The organism is Bradyrhizobium sp. Pa8, assembly GCF_052588265.1.
Window position 1 is genome coordinate 6,558,398 of sequence record NZ_CP176767.1, and the last position, 16,176, is coordinate 6,574,573.

Here is a 16,176-nt window from a genome sequence, read left to right on the forward strand (position 1 = left end):
TGGCCGTCTGATACCCATGCCGGCGGCGGCGTGCAACGGATGCCAACCCGGAAAGACCCGCCATGACCGCCCATTACGACGCCCGCGAGACGCGTGAACCGGCCGTGCGCGAGGCAGAGCTGTTCTCCCGCCTGCCGGACGTGCTGCGGGGCGCGATGGCCGCACCCGCCTACGCCGAGCGGCTGAGGGGCATAGATCCGGCTGCCGTGACCTCCAGGGCGGCGCTGGCGGGCCTGCCGGTGCTCCGCAAGTCGGAGCTGCCGGCCCTGCACAAGGCCTCAGCGCCCTTCGGCGGCTTCGTGCCGGCAGCCCCGGGATCGTTCGCCCGCCTCTTCACCTCTCCCGGTCCGATCTTCGAGCCTGAAGGGCGGCAGGCCGATCCCTGGCGCGGTGCGCGGGCGCTGTTCGCGGCCGGGTTCCGCCCCGATGACATCGTGCTCAACACCTTCAGCTACCACCTCACCCCCGGCGGCTTCATCTTCGATGCCTCGGCGCGCGCGCTCGGCTGCGCGGTGATCCCGGCCGGCCCCGGCAATACCGAACAGCAATTCGAGCTGATCGAGGCCTACCGTCCGGTCGGCTACAGCGGCACGCCGGACTTTCTGAAGATTTTGCTCGATGCCGCAGCAAGCTCGGGGCGCGACATCTCCTCGATCAAGCGTGCGCTGGTCTCGGGTGCGGCCTTCCCGCCCTCGCTCCAGGCCGAGATCAAGGCACGCGGCATCGACGCCTACCAGGCCTTCGGCACCGCCGACCTCGGCCTCATCGCCTTCGAGACCGAGGCGCGCGAGGGCATGGTGGTGAACGAGGATCTCATCATGGAGATCGTCAAACCCGGCACCGGCGATCCCGTCGCGCCGGGCGACGTCGGCGAGATCGTGGTGACCTCGCTCGATCCGCACCATCCCTGGATCCGTCTCGCGCTCGGCGACCTCACCGCGCTGTTGCCGGGTCCGAGCAAATGCGGCCGCACCAACATGCGCATCAAGGGCTGGATGGGCCGCGCCGACCAGACCACCAAGGTCAAGGGCATGTTCGTCCGCCCCGAGCAGGTCGCCGAGATCGGCAAGCGCCATGCCGCGGTCGGGCGCCTGCGCCTCGTCGTCATGCGCCAGGGCGAGGCCGATGCGATGACGCTGCGAGCCGAAACTGTGGCCGCGAGCGACGCCCTGCGCGAGGAAATTGCAGGCACCTTGCGCGCGGTAACGAAACTCGGCGGCAATGTCGAGCTGGTCAGCCCGGGCGCGCTGCCGAACGACGGCAAGGTGATCGCGGACGAGCGGTAACTTCAGCTCGACTTCGATAGTCGATAGTTGCCGAGATACAGCACGTCCAGACCCGAGCAGAAGTACGTATGCAACGCTTCCAGCGGCGCGTTCACCGTCGGCTGCTCGTTGATGTTGAGGCTGGTGTTGATCAGGACCGGCAGCGAAGTGGCTTTCGCGAACTCGCCGATCAGACGGCTGTAGAGCGGATTGCTGTCCGCATGGACGCTCTGGATCCGCGCCGTGTTGTCGACGTGGACCACCGCGGGCATGGTCTCGGCGACTTTCTCATTGACTGGAAACGTCACCACCATGAAGGGCGCATCGAACGTGTCCTCGAAATACTCGGCCTGGCGATCATAGAGCACCGACGGACAGAACGGGCGGAACTCCTCGCGATATTTGATCGTGAGGTTGATGCGGTCCTTCATGCCCGCATGGCGCGGATCGGCCAGGATCGAGCGGTTGCCGAGCGCGCGCGGACCGTACTCCATCCGCCCCTGGAACCAGCCGACAGTCTTCTGCTCCGTCAGGTCAGTGACGCAGCGCGAAACGGGATCGTCGAGCAGCTCGAACCGCGCGCCGATCTTGTCCAGCGTCTCCTTGATCGTGTCGTTGGAATATTCCGGTCCCCAATAGGCATGGGTCAGCGGCGCGATCGTGTGGCCAGCCTCCGCGCATTTCATCATCGCGGCGCCCAGCGCCACGCCCGCATCGTGCGGCACCGGCGGAACGTAGAGACGCTTCACGGACGGTTCGGCCGCGATCTCCATGTTCATCTTGCAGTTCAGGCCGACGCCACCGGCGATGCAGACGTCGCCGCAACCGGTCTCGGCGATCGCGGAGCGGATCACCTCGGTGGCGACGATCTCGAGCTGCTTCTGGCCGCTCGCCGCGATGTTGGTCATGCGCTGGTCGAGCGGCGCGCCGCGCAGGCGCCGCGGCCCCAGAATCTCCTCCATCTTCTCGGTGAAGATGCGCTCCTGCCGCGTCGAGAAATCGCTGGTGAATATCCCGGCGTCGCGCCGGCGCTTGTCGAGCTCGGGATCGAGCTCGTAATTGATGCCGGCCGGGCGCAATAATTTCGCAAATTTGTCGAGATAGTCGGGGCTGCCATAGGACGACAGGCCCATGACCTTGTACTCGTCATTGGTCATCTGATAGCCGAGATACTGGGTCAGCATCCCGTAATAGAGCCCGAGACTGTTGTTGCGGCCGAACCGCGTCAGCACGCGGAAGTCGTTACCGCGGGCATGGGCGACGAGGCCGGAGCTGGAATCGCCGGAGAAGTCGAAGCAGGCGACGGTCGCCTCGGAAAAACCGGATCCGTAGAACGAGCTCGCGGCGTGGCAGAGGTGATGGTCGTAGAGCTCGATCTTCGGGCTGTGACCGAACTGGTACCTGAAATATTCGGTGAGGCGCTGCGTATAGTTCGTGTAGGTCTTCAGCGGCGAGCAGATCCAGTCGACGTCGCGCATGGTGATTCCGGCCTGCTTCAGGCAGAAGCCGATCGCCCCACGCGGTAGCTCGCCGCGCGCGTGCTTGGCCAGCGTGAAACGCTCCTCCTCGGCAGCCGCGATCAACTCGCCGTCGCGCAGCAATACCGCCGCTCCGTCGTGGTGGCCGTGCTTGATGCCGGAGCTTATCCCAATCACATACATGTAGACCTCTTGGGAGCTTTCTATAGAAACTGAGGGGGATGTAAATCTTGCTGCCTTGGTAATTTTGCATTGGCCTCCCGCTCTCGCCAGCGGCGGTCACGCGACACAACGCCCGAGAGTGGCCGCCAAATGCCTGACGGATCTTGAATAAGCGGGCTAGCGGCTGATCTGACACGCGCGGTCCTTGCGGCCACAGCGTCGACGGCGCCTCAGGCCGAGAGGCCTCGGCTCAAATTGCGCGTGGTAACGAAACTCGGCGGCAATGTTAAGCTGGTCAGCCCGGGCGCGCTGCCGAACGACGGCAAGGTGATCCCGGACGAGCGCTAGCACGCGTTTGCAATATCCTTGACAAGATGCCGGTCGAACGGCGAACAAAGGCCGCAAACATTTGTTGCGGCTCTCCATCATGACGACATCGACGCGCCCCGCCGTCTTCTTCGACCGCGACGGCGTCCTCAACCACGACGCAGGCTACCTGTTCGATGCCAGCAAGTTCGAATGGATGGACGGCGCACGCGAGGCCGTCCGGCTCGTGAACGAGGCCGGCTATTTCGCCTTCGTCGTCACCAACCAGTCCGGCGTCGCCCGTGGATTCTACCAGGAGAGCGACGTAGAAGCGCTGCATCGCTGGATGGCGGACGAGCTCGCCGCGGTCGGTGCACGGATCGACGCATTCGAATACTGTCCCGACCATCCCGATGGCGTCATCGAGCGCTACCGTCGCGACAGCGACCGGCGCAAGCCCGGCCCCGGCATGATCACCGACCTGATGAAGCGGTTTCCCATAGCGGCCGACCGCAGCATCCTGATCGGAGACCAGCAGCGCGACGTGGACGCGGCGCACGCCGCCGGCATACGCGGCCTCTTGTTTCGCGAAGGCAATCTTGCGGCCTTTGTGCGCGAGGCGCTGAAGCTCGGCTGAGGCCGCTCGGCCCAGCGTTGAAATTCCCCCGTTCCCGGGCTAGTCGTCCGTGGCAGGGCTCACGCACGGCGCGGCGGTTCTTCGTTTGTGGTACACGGCGCCACGCAGCACCTAGCGAACCGGAGTCCCAAGTCTCGTGCGTGTCCTCATCCTCAACGCTGACTATCAGCGCTTCCTGGCCTGGCTCTACCGGCGCAATCCGGGCCTCGACGGCGCGTTCTACGACGCGCAGATGGCGGCGCGTAACGCCAGCCTGTTCGGCGTTGCCAATTTCTATTCGCGCAACTTCGCTGCGGCGGGGCACGTCGCCGCCGACATCCACGTGAATAATCCATGGATGCGGGCAGCGTGGGCGCGCGAGCACGGACTTTCCGTCGCGCAGCCGCCATCGCCCGACGCCTCGGTGCAGCGGCAAGCCATTCCCGGTTGTCTGCTGCGCGCGGTCGCGCCTTTCAAGCCGCTCCTCCGTCCGCTCGCGCGCAAGATGGGCCTGAGCCCGCGGCTCGACGCGGAGGCCGAAAAAATCCTGTTGGCGCAGATCGAGGACTTCAAGCCGGACCTCATCCTCAACCAGGATCTCTTCCACGTCGACACGCGCCTGGCACGCCGGATCAAGCAGATCGGCCGCCCCATCCTGCTCGGGCAGGTCGGAATCGTGCCGTCGCGCGGCGAGGACTGGTCGGTCTACGATCTCCTGATCTCACAGATATCGGCGGTCGTCGATTCGTTTCGGGCCCAGGGCGTACGTTCCGAGATGATCCACCTGGCATTCGAGCCCGGCATCCTCGACGTGCTTCCGCCGGCGCCCGAGCGCAACAACGACGTCTCCTTCGTCGGCGCGATCTCGGCCGATCACCAGCAACGGGTCGCGCAGCTCGAAGCGGTGGCGCAGAAACACGATCTCAAACTCTACGGCAGCGGCCTCGACAGCCTTCCCGCCTCCTCGCCTTTGCACCGCTGCTATCAGGGTGAGGTGTGGGGCGTGGAGATGTACCAGGCGCTGCGCGCGTCCCGCCTCACGCTGAATTCGCATATCGACATAGTCGGACGCGAGGCTGGCAACGCGCGCCTGTTCGAGGCGACCGGCGTCGGAACCTGCCTGCTCACCGACTACAAGGACAATCTTCACACGCTGTTCGACGATGGCCGCGAGGTCGCAGCCTGGCGCTCGGTCGACGACTGCCTCGCCTTGATCAACCGTTACCTCGCCAATGAGGACGAGCGCCGCGCGATCGCCGCGGCCGGACAGGCGCGAACGCTGTCGACCCACACATTCCGGCAGCGGATTGACCACATCCTCCGCCTGGCCGGTCAGAGCTAACGCGTCGCAACGCCGACCGCGTCCGCCCTTGACGGTGCCAGCCAAAATGGCCAAAGTGCCGGACTGGGACGCTATGTCACTATAATTCCTAAGCTTTTTCGAGGCAAGACGATGGAACACGTCGAACAAGTTCGATTCGGCGATCAGCTCTACGCCATCATCGTCCGTGCCTCGTTCCGCGAGCCCGGCATCCACTTCTTTTCGACGCCCGAACTGTCGCAGCAGCTCGCCTTCATGAGCCACCCCGAGGGCAAGAGCATCGCGCCCCACCGCCACAACAAGGTGACGCGGGAGGTCCACTACACGCAGGAGGTGCTCCTGATCCAGAAGGGCAAGCTCCAGGTCGATTTCTACACGGTGGCCGAGGAATATCTGGAAAGCCGCATCCTGAGCGCGGGCGACATCATCCTGCTCTGCAGCGGCGCGCACGGTTTCCACGTGCTCGAGCCGCTCGAGATGTTCGAGATCAAGCAAGGCCCCTATGCCGGCGAGAACGACAAGACTCGTTTTCCCGAGGCCGCGCCGTCCGAGATCAGGGTCAAGGGTCCAGGACTGTGACTGATAAGCCTGTGAGCGAAAAGCCTGTGAGCGACGCGTTCATCCCCGTCAACACGCCATTGCTCGACGGAAACGAGGCCGAGTACCTGGCAGAGTGCATCCGCACCGGGTGGATCTCGTCCGAAGGCCCGTTCATCAAGCGTTTCGAGCAGGCGATGGCGCAAGCCGCCGGCCGCCGCCACGGCGTCGCCGTCACCAACGGCTCGGTTGCGCTCGACATCGCCGTGCATGCGCTCGGGCTTGAGCCCAGTGACGAGGTCATCATTCCGACCTTCACGATCATCAGCTGCGCCGCCGCCGTGACCCGGGCGGGGCTGGTCCCGGTCGGTGTCGATTGCGATCCCGCAACCTGGAACATGACGATCGAGGGCGTCGAGGCCGCGATCACGCCACGCACGCGGGCGATCATGCTGGTTCACATCTACGGCCTGCCGGTCGATCTCGAACCGATCATGAAGCTCGCCAAGGCACGCGGCCTGAAGGTGTTCGAGGACGCCGCCGAAATGCACGGCCAGACCTATCGCGACGCGCCCTGCGGCAGCTTTGGCGACGTCTCGACCTTCAGCTTCTATCCGAACAAGCACGTCACGACCGGTGAAGGCGGCATGATCGTCACCGACGACGACGCGTTGGCCGAGCGTCTCGCAAGCCTTCGCAATCTCTGCTTCCAGCCGCAGCAGCGCTTCGTCCACGAGGAGCTCGGCTGGAACGCGCGCATGACGAATCTGCAGGCGGCGCTTGGCGTCGCCCAGGTCGAGCGCCTGCCGCGGACCGTCGAGATCAAGCGCCGCATCGGCCGCCTCTATGATCAGCACCTTGCTGATGTCGCCGGCATCCGCCGTCCCGTTGCCAGAACCAACTACGCCGACAACATCTACTGGGTCTATGGCGTCGTGCTGGACGATTCCGTGCCGTTCGACGCCAAGGAGGCGATGCGGCGCCTGGCACAGAAGGGCATCGGCACGCGGCCGTTCTTCTGGTGCATGCACGAGCAGCCGGTGCTGCGCCGCATGGGCTTCATGCTGAATGAATCGCATCCTCACGCGGAATATATCGCTCGCCGCGGCTTTTATCTGCCAAGTGGGCTTGCGTTGACCGAGGACGAGATCGCCCGGTCGGCGCAGGCGCTCAGGGAGATTCTGGCGTGACTGTCTTCGCGGACTACGCGCCCTGGTACGATCTGCTCTACCGGGACAAGGACTACGCGGCAGAGACGGACTTCGTCGAAAGCCGCCTGCGCGCGCAAGGCGTCGCCTCGGGCAAGCTGCTCGACCTCGGCTGCGGCACCGGCGTGCACGCGATCGAATTCGCCCGCCGCGGCTGGAGCGCCGCCGGCGTCGATCTCAGCCACGACATGATCGCGAAGGCGAAGACTCGTGCGGAGCAGGCCGGCCTTGCCATTCCCTTTCGCCAAGGCGATGCCTGCGAGACCGGCCCGGAGCGCGGCTACGATGCGGTGGTGTCGCTGTTTCACGTCGCAAGCTATCAGAACGATCATGACAGGCTGGAGGCGCTGTTCAGGACTGCGCATGCGGCCCTGAAGCCGGGCGGCGTGTTCTTCTTCGATTACTGGTATGGCGGCGCGGTGCTGGCGCAGGGCGTGGAAACGCGCGTCAAGGTGATCGAGCAGACCCCGCTGCGCCTGACCCGGATCGCGCAATCCGACCATGACGAACCGAATGCGACAGTGTTCGTCAACTACACCCTGTTCTGCGAGGACATGGACGGCTCGACGATCCGGCGCATCGACGAGACCCACCGCATGCGCTACTGGTTCCCGTTCGAGGTCGAGGCCGTGCTCAGGCGTTGCGGGTTCGAGCCGGCCGGCAGCCATGCCTGGCTGTCCGACGCTGCGCCGAACGTGAAGGACTGGGCCGCCTGGTCCATCGCGAGAAAGGCCGGGCAGCCGTGAAGCGCTACCACGTCGGCATCTTTCTCGAGCTGCCGCTCGACGTCGGCGGCGGCTTCCAGCAGTCGCTCACCGACATCATGTGGATGCGCGACTGGGCCAAGACCGCCGACATCGACGTCACCGTGCTCACGACGCTGCACGACAACGTCGCGATCCTCGCCGATCTCGGCGTCAACAGCGTGTATCTGAAGCTCGGCTGGCTCGACCGCCTGTTCCTGTTCCTCAAATATTCAGGACCGTTCGACCTGCTGCAATACTCCATGCGGGTCTGTGCACCGTTCGAGAAGAAGCTGATCCGGGCCGGCGTCGACATCGTCTATTTCACCACCACGTCGAACTGGAACCTGGTGCTCTACAAGCTGCCGTTCATCATCACGATCTTCGACGGCTGCTTCCGCGACAGTCCTGAATTCGACGAGGTGCGTGAATTCGCCCAGTTCGAGCGCCGCGACATCGTGTGGCGCAGCGCGGTCACCAAGGCCGCGGTGGTCGTCACCAACGCCGACGAACTGATCGACATGCTGTGCCGGCGTTACGCCATGGAGCGCGACCACGCCGTCTGCATCCCGTTCTCGCCATCGCTCTACGTGTCGCGATCAGGCGCTGCTGTCGATCAGGCCGCGGACGCCGCGATCCTCAGGAAGCACCGCATAGAGCCCGGCTATCTGTTCTATCCGGCGCAGTTCTGGTCGCACAAGAACCATTCAACCGTCCTGCTTGCGATGCGCCTGCTCAGGGATCAGGGCGAGAGGCACCGGCTCGTTCTCTGCGGCTCCGATCCCGGCGCGCGCGCCGTGTTCGAGGCGCTGGTCGCGCAGCACGGTCTCGACGATTCCGTGCACATGCTCGGCTTCGTCCCCTCCGCGGAGCTAGGCGCGCTCTATCGCGGCGCCAATGCGCTGGTGATGGCCACCTATTTCGGCCCCACCAATCTGCCCCCGCTCGAGGCGTGGGCAGTCGGCACGCCGGTGATCTATCCGGACGCCTTTCAGGCGCAGGCCGGCGACGCGGCCATCCTGTTCGACTACGACGATCCGGCCTCGCTCGCGAAAGCCATCGTCAAGGTCGGCTCGGCCGCAGAGCGCACCCGGCTCGCCATCGCGGGCAAGCAAAGGCTTGCCTACTTCGCGGAGCGGATCGACGAAGGGCATCGGCAGCTTGCCCGGCACCTGATACGGCTGAGATATCGCCGATACCCTCAAATTTACTGACGGCGGGGCAAGGCTGGAGAGCTCCGAAAGGGCCGCTCATCCCATGAGGCGATGGTGGCATCCTGTCACTGATTTGCCCAACGCGCCAGCCCATTTTTCGTAAAATCAGCAATGCGCCGGACGCCGCGTCGCCTTTCATGGGGTTTGTTTCGACATTTTGCTGTCAGATGGCCCGGGCGTCGGACGGTCGAGGTCGCCCCGGTTTCAGTTCGGCACCGCCGCCAGCACGCGCAGACGCACGCGCTCAATGAGCAACGGGCTCGCCGCGACGGTCACGACGACGAGCCAGATCGCGCATTCCACCAGGAAGCGGAGCGTCCCCGTTCCCGGCACCACGGCGTGGATTGCCAAGCCAAGCCCCCACCCGCCGAGCACGATCGTGACCATGCTCGCGATCAGGACCAGCATGTGATGGAGCGGATGAGCGAGCGTCTGGCGCATGATGACGAGCGTCAGAATTCCGAACTGGGTCAGGAGATCACTCGCCACGATTGCGATTGCAGCGCCGAGCGGTCCGAGCCTGGGAATGAGCAGGACCGACAGGATCAGGAACGCGATCAGCTGCAGCCCCTTGGTCCGGATCAGGAGATCGCCGCGATTGCTGTGATTGGCAAAGACGAATGCCATCAGCGAGGGCGCAACGACGGCCGAACCGAGCAGCAGCGTAATGGCGAGCGGGGCATCGTTCGGAATGCTGCCATGCGTCCACAGGGCGAAAAAATCGGACCAGAAGGGCAACAGGCCTGCGACGATGAGGCTGGCCGCGGCGGTAACGAGCAGCGAGCCCTGGGCATAGAGCCTGCGCAGCCGCACCTTGTCGCCGATCGCATGGTCGTGGCCGAGCTCAGCTCCGATCGGCAGCGTCATCAGGATGCAGAGGCCTCGCAGGAAGCTCGAGATTACGCGGACCAGTCCCCATTGCGCCACCGCCACGCGATCGGCGACCATCGCACTGACCAGCAACATCGGCGCGTTGGCGAGCGCAAGCTCGGTGAGGTTGGCGATGGAGAAGGGAAAGCCAAGGCCGAACTGGCCGGCGCTCCAGCGCCAGGACAAGGACGCAGCGGAGCGGCCACGGCTGCGCCGCAGGAACGGCAACTGGCGCGGCGCGTCATAGGCAATCAGGAACACCGCAAACAGGATCTGCGTCGAGACATAGGCAATCGCGACCGCGAGCAGGCTGCCAAACCAGGCGATCGCGACGAGTTGCCCGACCTGTCCGAGCGCCAGCGCGACGTTTTGCGACCACACGGCCCGGCCGTATTTGCCGCGCACGCGATAGAGGCCGGCGACCAGATTGGCCGGCAGCGCGAGCAACGTGCCGACAGTGATCGCGAGCATCGCGGTGTCGAAGGTCGGCAGCCCCCGAAATCCGAGAACTGCAGCGGGCTGAAACAGCTCGGTGCCGACGATCAGCAACGCGCCGAGCACCACCACGATCCGCAGGTAGATCCGCATCATGCGCGCGTAGAAGCTCGCCGTGCGTCCGTCGCAATCGACGCAGGACTTGAAGGCGAGAAACCGGTTGATGGAGCGAAGCTGCAAGCCGGCATCCGCGACGATGACGAGGCTTCCGGCCGCAAAGAGCGCAAGCCAGGCCGCGAGCATGTCGCTGCTCCAGAATTGCAGGAATGCGGGAATGAGGAGCAGCTGCTGCGTCAGCGCCAGAAGCATCTGCACCAAGTTTGCCGACCAGCCGTGAATGAGCCGGTGAAGGCGGCCGCTGCCCTCTTCGCTCTTGGGGCCGCCCGTCCTGCCTGGCGCGTCAACTTGCGTATCGATCAAGCCGCATCCTTCCCGCAAACGCGCGCCCCGAACCGTCGCGATTGCCAGCGATGGGGCCGGCGGTTCCACCGGACCGCATCCGATCGCCAGTTGATTCCAGCAGCGGAAAACGCCAACGTGGATTCGAAGCAGAGCGTTAGCGCGCGTCTTAAGGTGGTTCAACGGCTTAGGCAATGGCATCCGAATTCATCCCGTTCAATCGGCCCTACGCGACCGGAAAGGAGCACTGCTATATCCAGAATGCGCTGGAGAGCCTTCACGTGTCCGGCGACGGTCGCTTCACCAAACTTTGCCACCAATGGATCGAGCAGCGCACCGGATGCGCCAGAGCGTTGCTGACGCACTCCTGCACCTCGGCCCTCGACCTCGCCGCGATGCTCATCGACCTCAAGAGCGGCGACGAGGTGATCCTGCCCTCGTTCACCTTCGTCTCGACGGCGAACGCCTTCGTGCTGCGCGGCGCGGTCCCGGTCTTCGTCGACATTCGCGAAGACACGCTCAACCTCGATGAACGGCAGATCGAGGCCGCGATCACCTCGCGCACGCGCGCGATTGCGCCGGTGCATTATGCCGGTGTCGGTTGCGAGATGGACGCGATCGGAGCGATCGCCCGGCGTCACAATCTGCGGATTGTCGAGGATGCCGCTCAAGGGGTGGAGGCGAGCTACAAGGGCTCGCCGCTCGGCGCCATCGGCGATTTCGGCAGCTTCAGCTTCCACGAGACCAAGAACATCATATCGGGCGAAGGCGGCTGCCTGCTGGTGAACGATCCCGCGCTCGTGCTAAACGCCGAGATCATGCGCGAGAAGGGCACCGATCGTAGCCGGTTCTTCCGCGGCGAGGTCGACAAATACACTTGGCAGGATATTGGCTCCTCCTATCTTCCGAGTGATCTCACCGCCGCCTTCCTCTGGGCCCAGCTCGAGCAGGCCGAGCGCATCACGCGCGAGCGACTGGCGACCTGGAACAGCTATCACGACATGCTGGCGCCGATGGAGCAGCGCGGCCTCCTGCGCCGCCCCGTCGTGCCCGACCACTGCCTCCACAATGGACATCTTTACTACGTGCTGCTTCCTCCGGACGTCGACCGGTCCATGGTGCTGCGCAAGCTCAGAGACGAGAACATCCATGCGGTCTTCCATTACGTGCCGCTGCATTCCTCGCCCGCGGGGCAGCGGTTCGGGCGGACGCATGGCGATCTGACGCTGACAACCGAACTCTCGGAACGTCTGATCCGACTGCCGATGTGGATGGGGTTGCAGCAGGTCCAGCAGGAGCGGATCTGCGACACGCTGGGGACGATCCTCGGACGGTAAACCCTAGAGCCCGTCCGATTCGCCATTCTTGGGTGTCGAGCGCAACACGAAGGGCGCAAAGGACAGATCGCCGGCCGTCGTCGGCGCCACCAGCTTGCCGCCCTCGACGGGACCGCCTGCCACACCCGGCACTCCGGGCAGCGTCGACGGCGGTGCAAGCGGGGCATCCAGACGCTGCAGCACGAGCACCTCATTGCGACCGCCCTGCTTGAGGGTCACTTCGCGTGGCTGAACCGCGCTCAGAGACCAGCCGGCGCGGGATTCGCCTTGGCGCAGCCGTCCCGGCGATCAACCCGCACCGAATCAAAACTGAGCTCAACGTCAGTTCCAGGTCAGGTCCGGAGCCCTGTGGATGCTGCGCTCGGCGGCTTGCAAGGCGGCGGTACGCGGGCCAGTGGCAACGTCGAGCTCGACATCGAGAAGGAGATCTCCAGCATCGCCGTAGGCAACGCCGGCTCGCTGAGCGCCGACGATCTCGCAGCGCCGCGTCAAGAGCTCGATCGCCGTGACGAGCCGCCAAACCGTGCTGCTTGCCGGCCTGATCAGCGAGACCGAGAGCAAGCAGCGCCACGGATTGCCGATCCTCGATTCCATTCCCGGCGTCAGCGACGCCTTCTCGCACCAGGGCACCGGCCAGTCGCGCCGAGCTGATCCTGTTCATCCGTCCGACAGTCATGCGAGACGGGGTCGACGCGCATGTCATCGCCGAGGAGATGCGCAGCAAGATGAACGGGCCGTCTGGTCGGTAGCAGCAATCCGGTGGTGGTCGTTTCCAAGGCGACACGCTGACGGCGTGATGGACGAGCCGGCCATCCGTGCCCAAGGCTCAGCGCCTCGAGGCTCCTGGCCCGCCCTCAGCCTCATCCTGTGCACAGGCGGCGGCGAAGCCTTCTTGCCGCCCCGGCGCGAGGGCCTCTGGGTGCCCTTCTGGCGGCCTTGATGGTGGCCATAGCTGCGACCGATGCCCGCACCTACAGCATCCCGAACGTATTCACGGCCACTGCCTTTGCCCTCGCCCTGCTCCCGGGCCTGCGCGATCGGGCCTGCTCTGGGCGGCCATGCGGGCCCTCGCGGTGGCCTTGCTGCTGCTCGCGCTGATGATACCGTACCGGCGCTGGCGCGGCCGTTACGGACTTGGCCTCAGCGACGTCAAGCTTGCGGGGGTTGCCGGCGCTTGGCTCGATCTCACGACGGTCGCCGTGGCGATCCAGATGACGGCGCTGGCGGCGATCGCCGCCTACGTCCACAATGTTGCACTGCGAAGAATGCCCTTGAGTGCAACCGCCTTCCTGCCGTTCGGCCTGTTTCTGGCCCCGGCGATATTGCTGGGCTGGGCAAGGTCGTGACGGCCAATTGGTTCACGAGCTGGCCGGCGCTCTCGCCAACCTAGAGCCTGCTCTAGTCCGTTCGCTTCAATGCTCGCGGCTCTGCGTCCATTCCAAGGCACGTATGCGCGCCTCCGGGATTTCGGCGCGGGACATCTTGGTGGTGACGGCATCGCGGATCCTGGCCCGCGCCTCGCGCGCCGGCGGCGGTCGCGAGATTGAGCCATTTCGAGGCCTCGACAATGTCCCGCGGCACGCCCTGCGCGATCGTAGAGCAGGCCGAGCGAATATTGCGCAAGGCTGTCACCCTGCTCCGCGGCGCGGCACTATCACATCGCCGCTTCGGAACAATTCTGCGGCACGTCGCGAGCGGTCTCGAACATGAAGCCCGGATGGAACTGCACGGCGGCATTGCCCCCGTTCAGCCAGCGGAATGAAGATCCTCGAGCCCGTCACATAATCCTGCCGCTTGAAGGCCGCGACGCCCCACCGAGGGATTGCCCGTGGGCCCTGTCCGCACGCGAGCGGCAGAAGCACAGAGAGCACTACTACGACATAGCCGGCTTCCTGTGGTCGCCAAATGCCAACAAGATCTGTTCCGCACGATCGTGTTCATCCCGATGACCGCACCGTAGTCGCCGCGCGCAGGAACATAGCGAGGCGGCACGCACCGCCACCTGTCACACGCAAAATCCCCCGGGGCAAGCTACGCCACGGGGCTTTGGTTTCCCGCTTCTCCCGCGCACGCAGCATGCGACGAAGCGAGACGTGAGATTACCGGCAGGCCAAGGTCTTGACCGGCACGATCGCAGGCGCCCCTAAGGCGACGAAGGCAATCAGAGTGCCTCAGCGATGGGTCGCGATCGCAGTACGTTTGGGTTCTCCGCGTCAACTCGATCCAACGTGTCGGTAACATGAGGAAGCGCTCGATTCGCTTGGCCGGCAATCGAGGGTACTCGGACCGGTTCTCAATCTAGGTGCAGAAGTCTGCCGATATAAGTAGCACCTCTAGTTGTCAGATGCCCGTCGTCCCAGCTCAACAACTCTCCCTTGGAGAACGGCGTGTGGGTAAGGCAACCCTGCTCATTGCACAGCGCATCGAACGGTGACACGAACCGCACCCCCGCAGCAACTGACATCGCCGCAAGTGCATCGTCTATCTCCCTATAGCGTAACGGCTTCGGAGGCATTCGATCGGGAAGTCGGCCATTCGCTCGCCAATACTCGTAGATCTGCGTCGGCAAGTTGGGAGACCAAAGCGGCAACTGACCGACGATGACGACATCGTCGACGAGGCCCTTAAGCTCCGTCAGAGCCTCCATCAGTCCCTTATCCTTCGGCTCAACCGCGAGATAGTTCTCGTACTTCGTCCAAACCGCAAACAGGATAACGGTTCGTGGTTTAAGTTCGGCGATCCTACGCAGAATCGCGGCATTGGCCTTGGCGCAGTTCTCGTAAGGGCCTCCACGTGACGGTGGGCAGCTGTCCCTCGTGAATTGCGCGATGTCGAGCCCGTCACGCTTGAGCCCCGCGTAGAGCCGTCCTGCGTGCGAGTCGCCCCATATCAAGCTTGCCCCCTTGTTGCATTCGGGCGCATAACCATCAAACGGCGCTTCCGCGCTCAACCAGCATCTAAGAACCCGCGCATTCGAGGCAGGATCGTATTGCATCGTTGCGAGGACGGATTGGACATCGCCGGGATAGCGACCGGGCAATCCTCCACTTTGCCAGACGACGGCGGAAAAACCAATGACCGCAGCCATGCCGGCGAGTGAAACGGCGACGCCATGCCTTCTTAACTTTCCAAACCGGATGGGGTGCTCGACGAACCTGGTCGTCAGCGCGGCTAGCAACAGGCTGAGCACGACGAGTGCTGCTCGAACCGAAACCGATCTCGCGCCGAGGATGGCGGCATATGAAAGAAGAGGCCAGTGCCAGAGATACAACGGATAGCTGACCAAGCCAACCGAAACAGCCCACTTCTGCGCCAAAATCCGCGAACCGCATACGATGACAATGGAAGTGCCGATGACTGGGAGCAATGCGAGCAAGCCGGGAAAGGGACTCAACTTGGTCAGCATCGCGGTACCGCCGAAGATGAGTGCGATTCCGAGATTGGACATCCATTCGCGATCCCGAACGCGCAGGTTGCTGCATGCCAGAATTCCCCCGACACCTAACTCCCACAGGCGCGACCACGGAGCATAGAACGCCGCGGTAGGATCATATCGGACGGCAAAACAGCTGTAGATCAGCGAGACTGCCACCACGGCCGAAAGGCCTACCACGAGGCGCCTCGATCGATAGAGCAGCAGCAGCAACAGCGGCCAGATCAGATAGAACTGTTCCTCCACGCCGAGAGACCAAAGGTGCAGGAGCGGCTTCGTCTCCGAGGCCTGATCGAAATAACCAACTTCGCTCCAGGACAAAAAGTTCGGAACGAACAGAACTCCGGCAACTCCATGGCCTCCGAGCGCTTGATACCGCGCCGGCAAGAGCTGCAACCAGCCTATGGCCAGCGTGACGAAGATGACGACCCAAAGTGCGGGAACTATCCTGCGAATGCGTCGTGCATAAAAACCTGCGAAGCTGAATTTTGATGCGTTGAGATCAGACAGTATGATCCCGGTGATCAAGTAACCGCTGATCACGAAGAAGACATCGACGCCTACAAATCCGCCGGTGACAGTGCTGGGAAAGGCATGAAACAGGACGACGAGGATCACCGCAACGGCGCGAAGACCATCAATCTCGGGACGATACTCCTGGGTCATGTTAACTGCGCTTCTGCTCGGCGCTCACTGGCCGAGCGCAAACGGAACAAGATCCGGTAGCGTGCGCGGTTTTGGGGAGCTATTTCCACGGCAGTGCACTCATCTTGCAGTTCAACGTAAGTTTCC

The 16,176-nt window shown here is 64.0% G+C and carries 16 protein-coding genes; 11 read left to right on the plus strand and 5 right to left on the minus strand.

What is annotated here, in order from left to right:
- Positions 1-62 precede the first annotated feature (62 nt).
- Entirely contained in the window at positions 63-1,286 is a 1,224-nt protein-coding gene (locus ACKWRH_RS31105; protein ID WP_445216620.1) for a phenylacetate--CoA ligase family protein, read from the plus strand.
- 2 nt (positions 1,287-1,288) lie between these two features.
- On the opposite strand, the gene ACKWRH_RS31110 is transcribed toward ACKWRH_RS31105, so the two are convergent.
- Complete coding sequence (locus ACKWRH_RS31110; RefSeq protein ID WP_445216621.1) at positions 1,289-2,926, minus strand: carbamoyltransferase family protein; 1,638 nt, start codon at positions 2,924-2,926, stop codon at positions 1,289-1,291.
- 406 nt (positions 2,927-3,332) lie between these two features.
- Between ACKWRH_RS31110 and ACKWRH_RS31115 the strand changes: the two genes are divergently transcribed.
- From ACKWRH_RS31115 to ACKWRH_RS31140, 6 genes are all read left to right on the plus strand, one after another.
- On the plus strand, positions 3,333-3,848 hold the full coding sequence (locus tag ACKWRH_RS31115; protein WP_445216622.1) for a D-glycero-alpha-D-manno-heptose-1,7-bisphosphate 7-phosphatase: 516 nt from the start codon (positions 3,333-3,335) through the stop codon (positions 3,846-3,848).
- A 136-nt stretch (positions 3,849-3,984) separates the two neighbouring features.
- The gene (locus tag ACKWRH_RS31120) at positions 3,985-5,169 is read left to right on the plus strand and encodes a CgeB family protein (RefSeq protein WP_445216623.1); all 1,185 of its coding nucleotides are present in this window, start codon (positions 3,985-3,987) and stop codon (positions 5,167-5,169) included.
- Between the two features lie 111 nt (positions 5,170-5,280).
- On the plus strand, positions 5,281-5,727 hold the full coding sequence (locus ACKWRH_RS31125) for a hypothetical protein (RefSeq protein ID WP_354095634.1): 447 nt from the start codon (positions 5,281-5,283) through the stop codon (positions 5,725-5,727).
- A 26-nt stretch (positions 5,728-5,753) separates the two neighbouring features.
- Positions 5,754-6,875, plus strand: a complete 1,122-nt coding sequence (locus tag ACKWRH_RS31130) for a DegT/DnrJ/EryC1/StrS family aminotransferase (RefSeq protein ID WP_445216624.1) — start codon at positions 5,754-5,756, stop codon at positions 6,873-6,875.
- Positions 6,872-7,639, plus strand: a complete 768-nt coding sequence (locus ACKWRH_RS31135) for a class I SAM-dependent DNA methyltransferase (RefSeq protein WP_445216625.1) — start codon at positions 6,872-6,874, stop codon at positions 7,637-7,639. The genes ACKWRH_RS31130 and ACKWRH_RS31135 overlap by 4 nt, the downstream gene beginning before the upstream one ends.
- Positions 7,636-8,850, plus strand: coding sequence for a glycosyltransferase (locus tag ACKWRH_RS31140; RefSeq protein ID WP_445216626.1), 1,215 nt, complete (start codon positions 7,636-7,638; stop codon positions 8,848-8,850). The genes ACKWRH_RS31135 and ACKWRH_RS31140 overlap by 4 nt, the downstream gene beginning before the upstream one ends.
- Positions 8,851-9,054: 204 nt before the next feature.
- On the opposite strand, the gene ACKWRH_RS31145 is transcribed toward ACKWRH_RS31140, so the two are convergent.
- Entirely contained in the window at positions 9,055-10,635 is a 1,581-nt protein-coding gene (locus tag ACKWRH_RS31145) for a hypothetical protein (protein ID WP_445216627.1), read from the minus strand.
- Between the two features lie 173 nt (positions 10,636-10,808).
- Here ACKWRH_RS31145 and rffA point away from each other — a divergent pair, with 173 nt between their 5' ends.
- Positions 10,809-11,951 (plus strand): dTDP-4-amino-4,6-dideoxygalactose transaminase, encoded by a 1,143-nt coding sequence (gene rffA / locus ACKWRH_RS31150; RefSeq protein WP_445216628.1) that lies wholly within the window; start codon positions 10,809-10,811, stop codon positions 11,949-11,951.
- Between the two features lie 3 nt (positions 11,952-11,954).
- Here rffA and ACKWRH_RS31155 read toward each other — a convergent pair whose 3' ends face one another.
- Both ACKWRH_RS31155 and ACKWRH_RS31160 read right to left on the minus strand, forming a co-directional pair.
- Positions 11,955-12,170, minus strand: coding sequence for a hypothetical protein (locus ACKWRH_RS31155; protein WP_445216629.1), 216 nt, complete (start codon positions 12,168-12,170; stop codon positions 11,955-11,957).
- 102 nt (positions 12,171-12,272) lie between these two features.
- Positions 12,273-12,545, minus strand: coding sequence for a hypothetical protein (locus ACKWRH_RS31160; RefSeq protein WP_445222630.1), 273 nt, complete (start codon positions 12,543-12,545; stop codon positions 12,273-12,275).
- Between ACKWRH_RS31160 and ACKWRH_RS31165 the strand changes: the two genes are divergently transcribed.
- The 3 genes from ACKWRH_RS31165 (at position 12,475) to ACKWRH_RS31175 (ending at position 13,713) form a co-directional block, all read left to right on the plus strand.
- A complete protein-coding gene (locus tag ACKWRH_RS31165; RefSeq protein ID WP_445222498.1) occupies positions 12,475-12,891 on the plus strand; it encodes a hypothetical protein in 417 nt (138 codons plus the stop codon). The two genes, ACKWRH_RS31160 and ACKWRH_RS31165, sit on opposite strands and share 71 nt — an antisense overlap.
- A 118-nt stretch (positions 12,892-13,009) precedes the next feature.
- Positions 13,010-13,297: a hypothetical protein gene (locus ACKWRH_RS31170; RefSeq protein ID WP_445216630.1), complete on the plus strand. Its 288-nt coding sequence runs from the start codon at positions 13,010-13,012 to the stop codon at positions 13,295-13,297.
- Between the two features lie 221 nt (positions 13,298-13,518).
- Positions 13,519-13,713, plus strand: a complete 195-nt coding sequence (locus ACKWRH_RS31175; RefSeq protein ID WP_445216631.1) for a hypothetical protein — start codon at positions 13,519-13,521, stop codon at positions 13,711-13,713.
- 531 nt (positions 13,714-14,244) lie between these two features.
- Here the strand turns inward: ACKWRH_RS31175 and ACKWRH_RS31180 are convergent.
- Positions 14,245-16,050 (minus strand): acyltransferase family protein, encoded by a 1,806-nt coding sequence (locus tag ACKWRH_RS31180; protein ID WP_445216632.1) that lies wholly within the window; start codon positions 16,048-16,050, stop codon positions 14,245-14,247.
- Between the last annotated feature and the right edge of the window lie 126 nt (positions 16,051-16,176).

Bases quoted from the DNA above. Each gene is read 5' to 3' on its own strand.
- ACKWRH_RS31170 (WP_445216630.1), top strand. From the start codon at position 13,010: ATGCGGGCCCTCGCGGTGGCCTTGCTGCTGCTCGCGCTGATGATACCG.
- ACKWRH_RS31110 (WP_445216621.1), bottom strand. From the start codon at position 2,926: ATGTATGTGATTGGGATAAGCTCCGGCATCAAGCACGGCCACCACGAC.
- ACKWRH_RS31180 (WP_445216632.1), bottom strand. From the start codon at position 16,050: ATGACCCAGGAGTATCGTCCCGAGATTGATGGTCTTCGCGCCGTTGCG.
- ACKWRH_RS31115 (WP_445216622.1), top strand. From the start codon at position 3,333: ATGACGACATCGACGCGCCCCGCCGTCTTCTTCGACCGCGACGGCGTC.
- ACKWRH_RS31160 (WP_445222630.1), bottom strand. From the start codon at position 12,545: ATGGAATCGAGGATCGGCAATCCGTGGCGCTGCTTGCTCTCGGTCTCG.
- ACKWRH_RS31175 (WP_445216631.1), top strand. From the start codon at position 13,519: ATGTCCCGCGGCACGCCCTGCGCGATCGTAGAGCAGGCCGAGCGAATA.
- ACKWRH_RS31105 (WP_445216620.1), top strand. From the start codon at position 63: ATGACCGCCCATTACGACGCCCGCGAGACGCGTGAACCGGCCGTGCGC.
- ACKWRH_RS31125 (WP_354095634.1), top strand. From the start codon at position 5,281: ATGGAACACGTCGAACAAGTTCGATTCGGCGATCAGCTCTACGCCATC.
- rffA (WP_445216628.1), top strand. From the start codon at position 10,809: ATGGCATCCGAATTCATCCCGTTCAATCGGCCCTACGCGACCGGAAAG.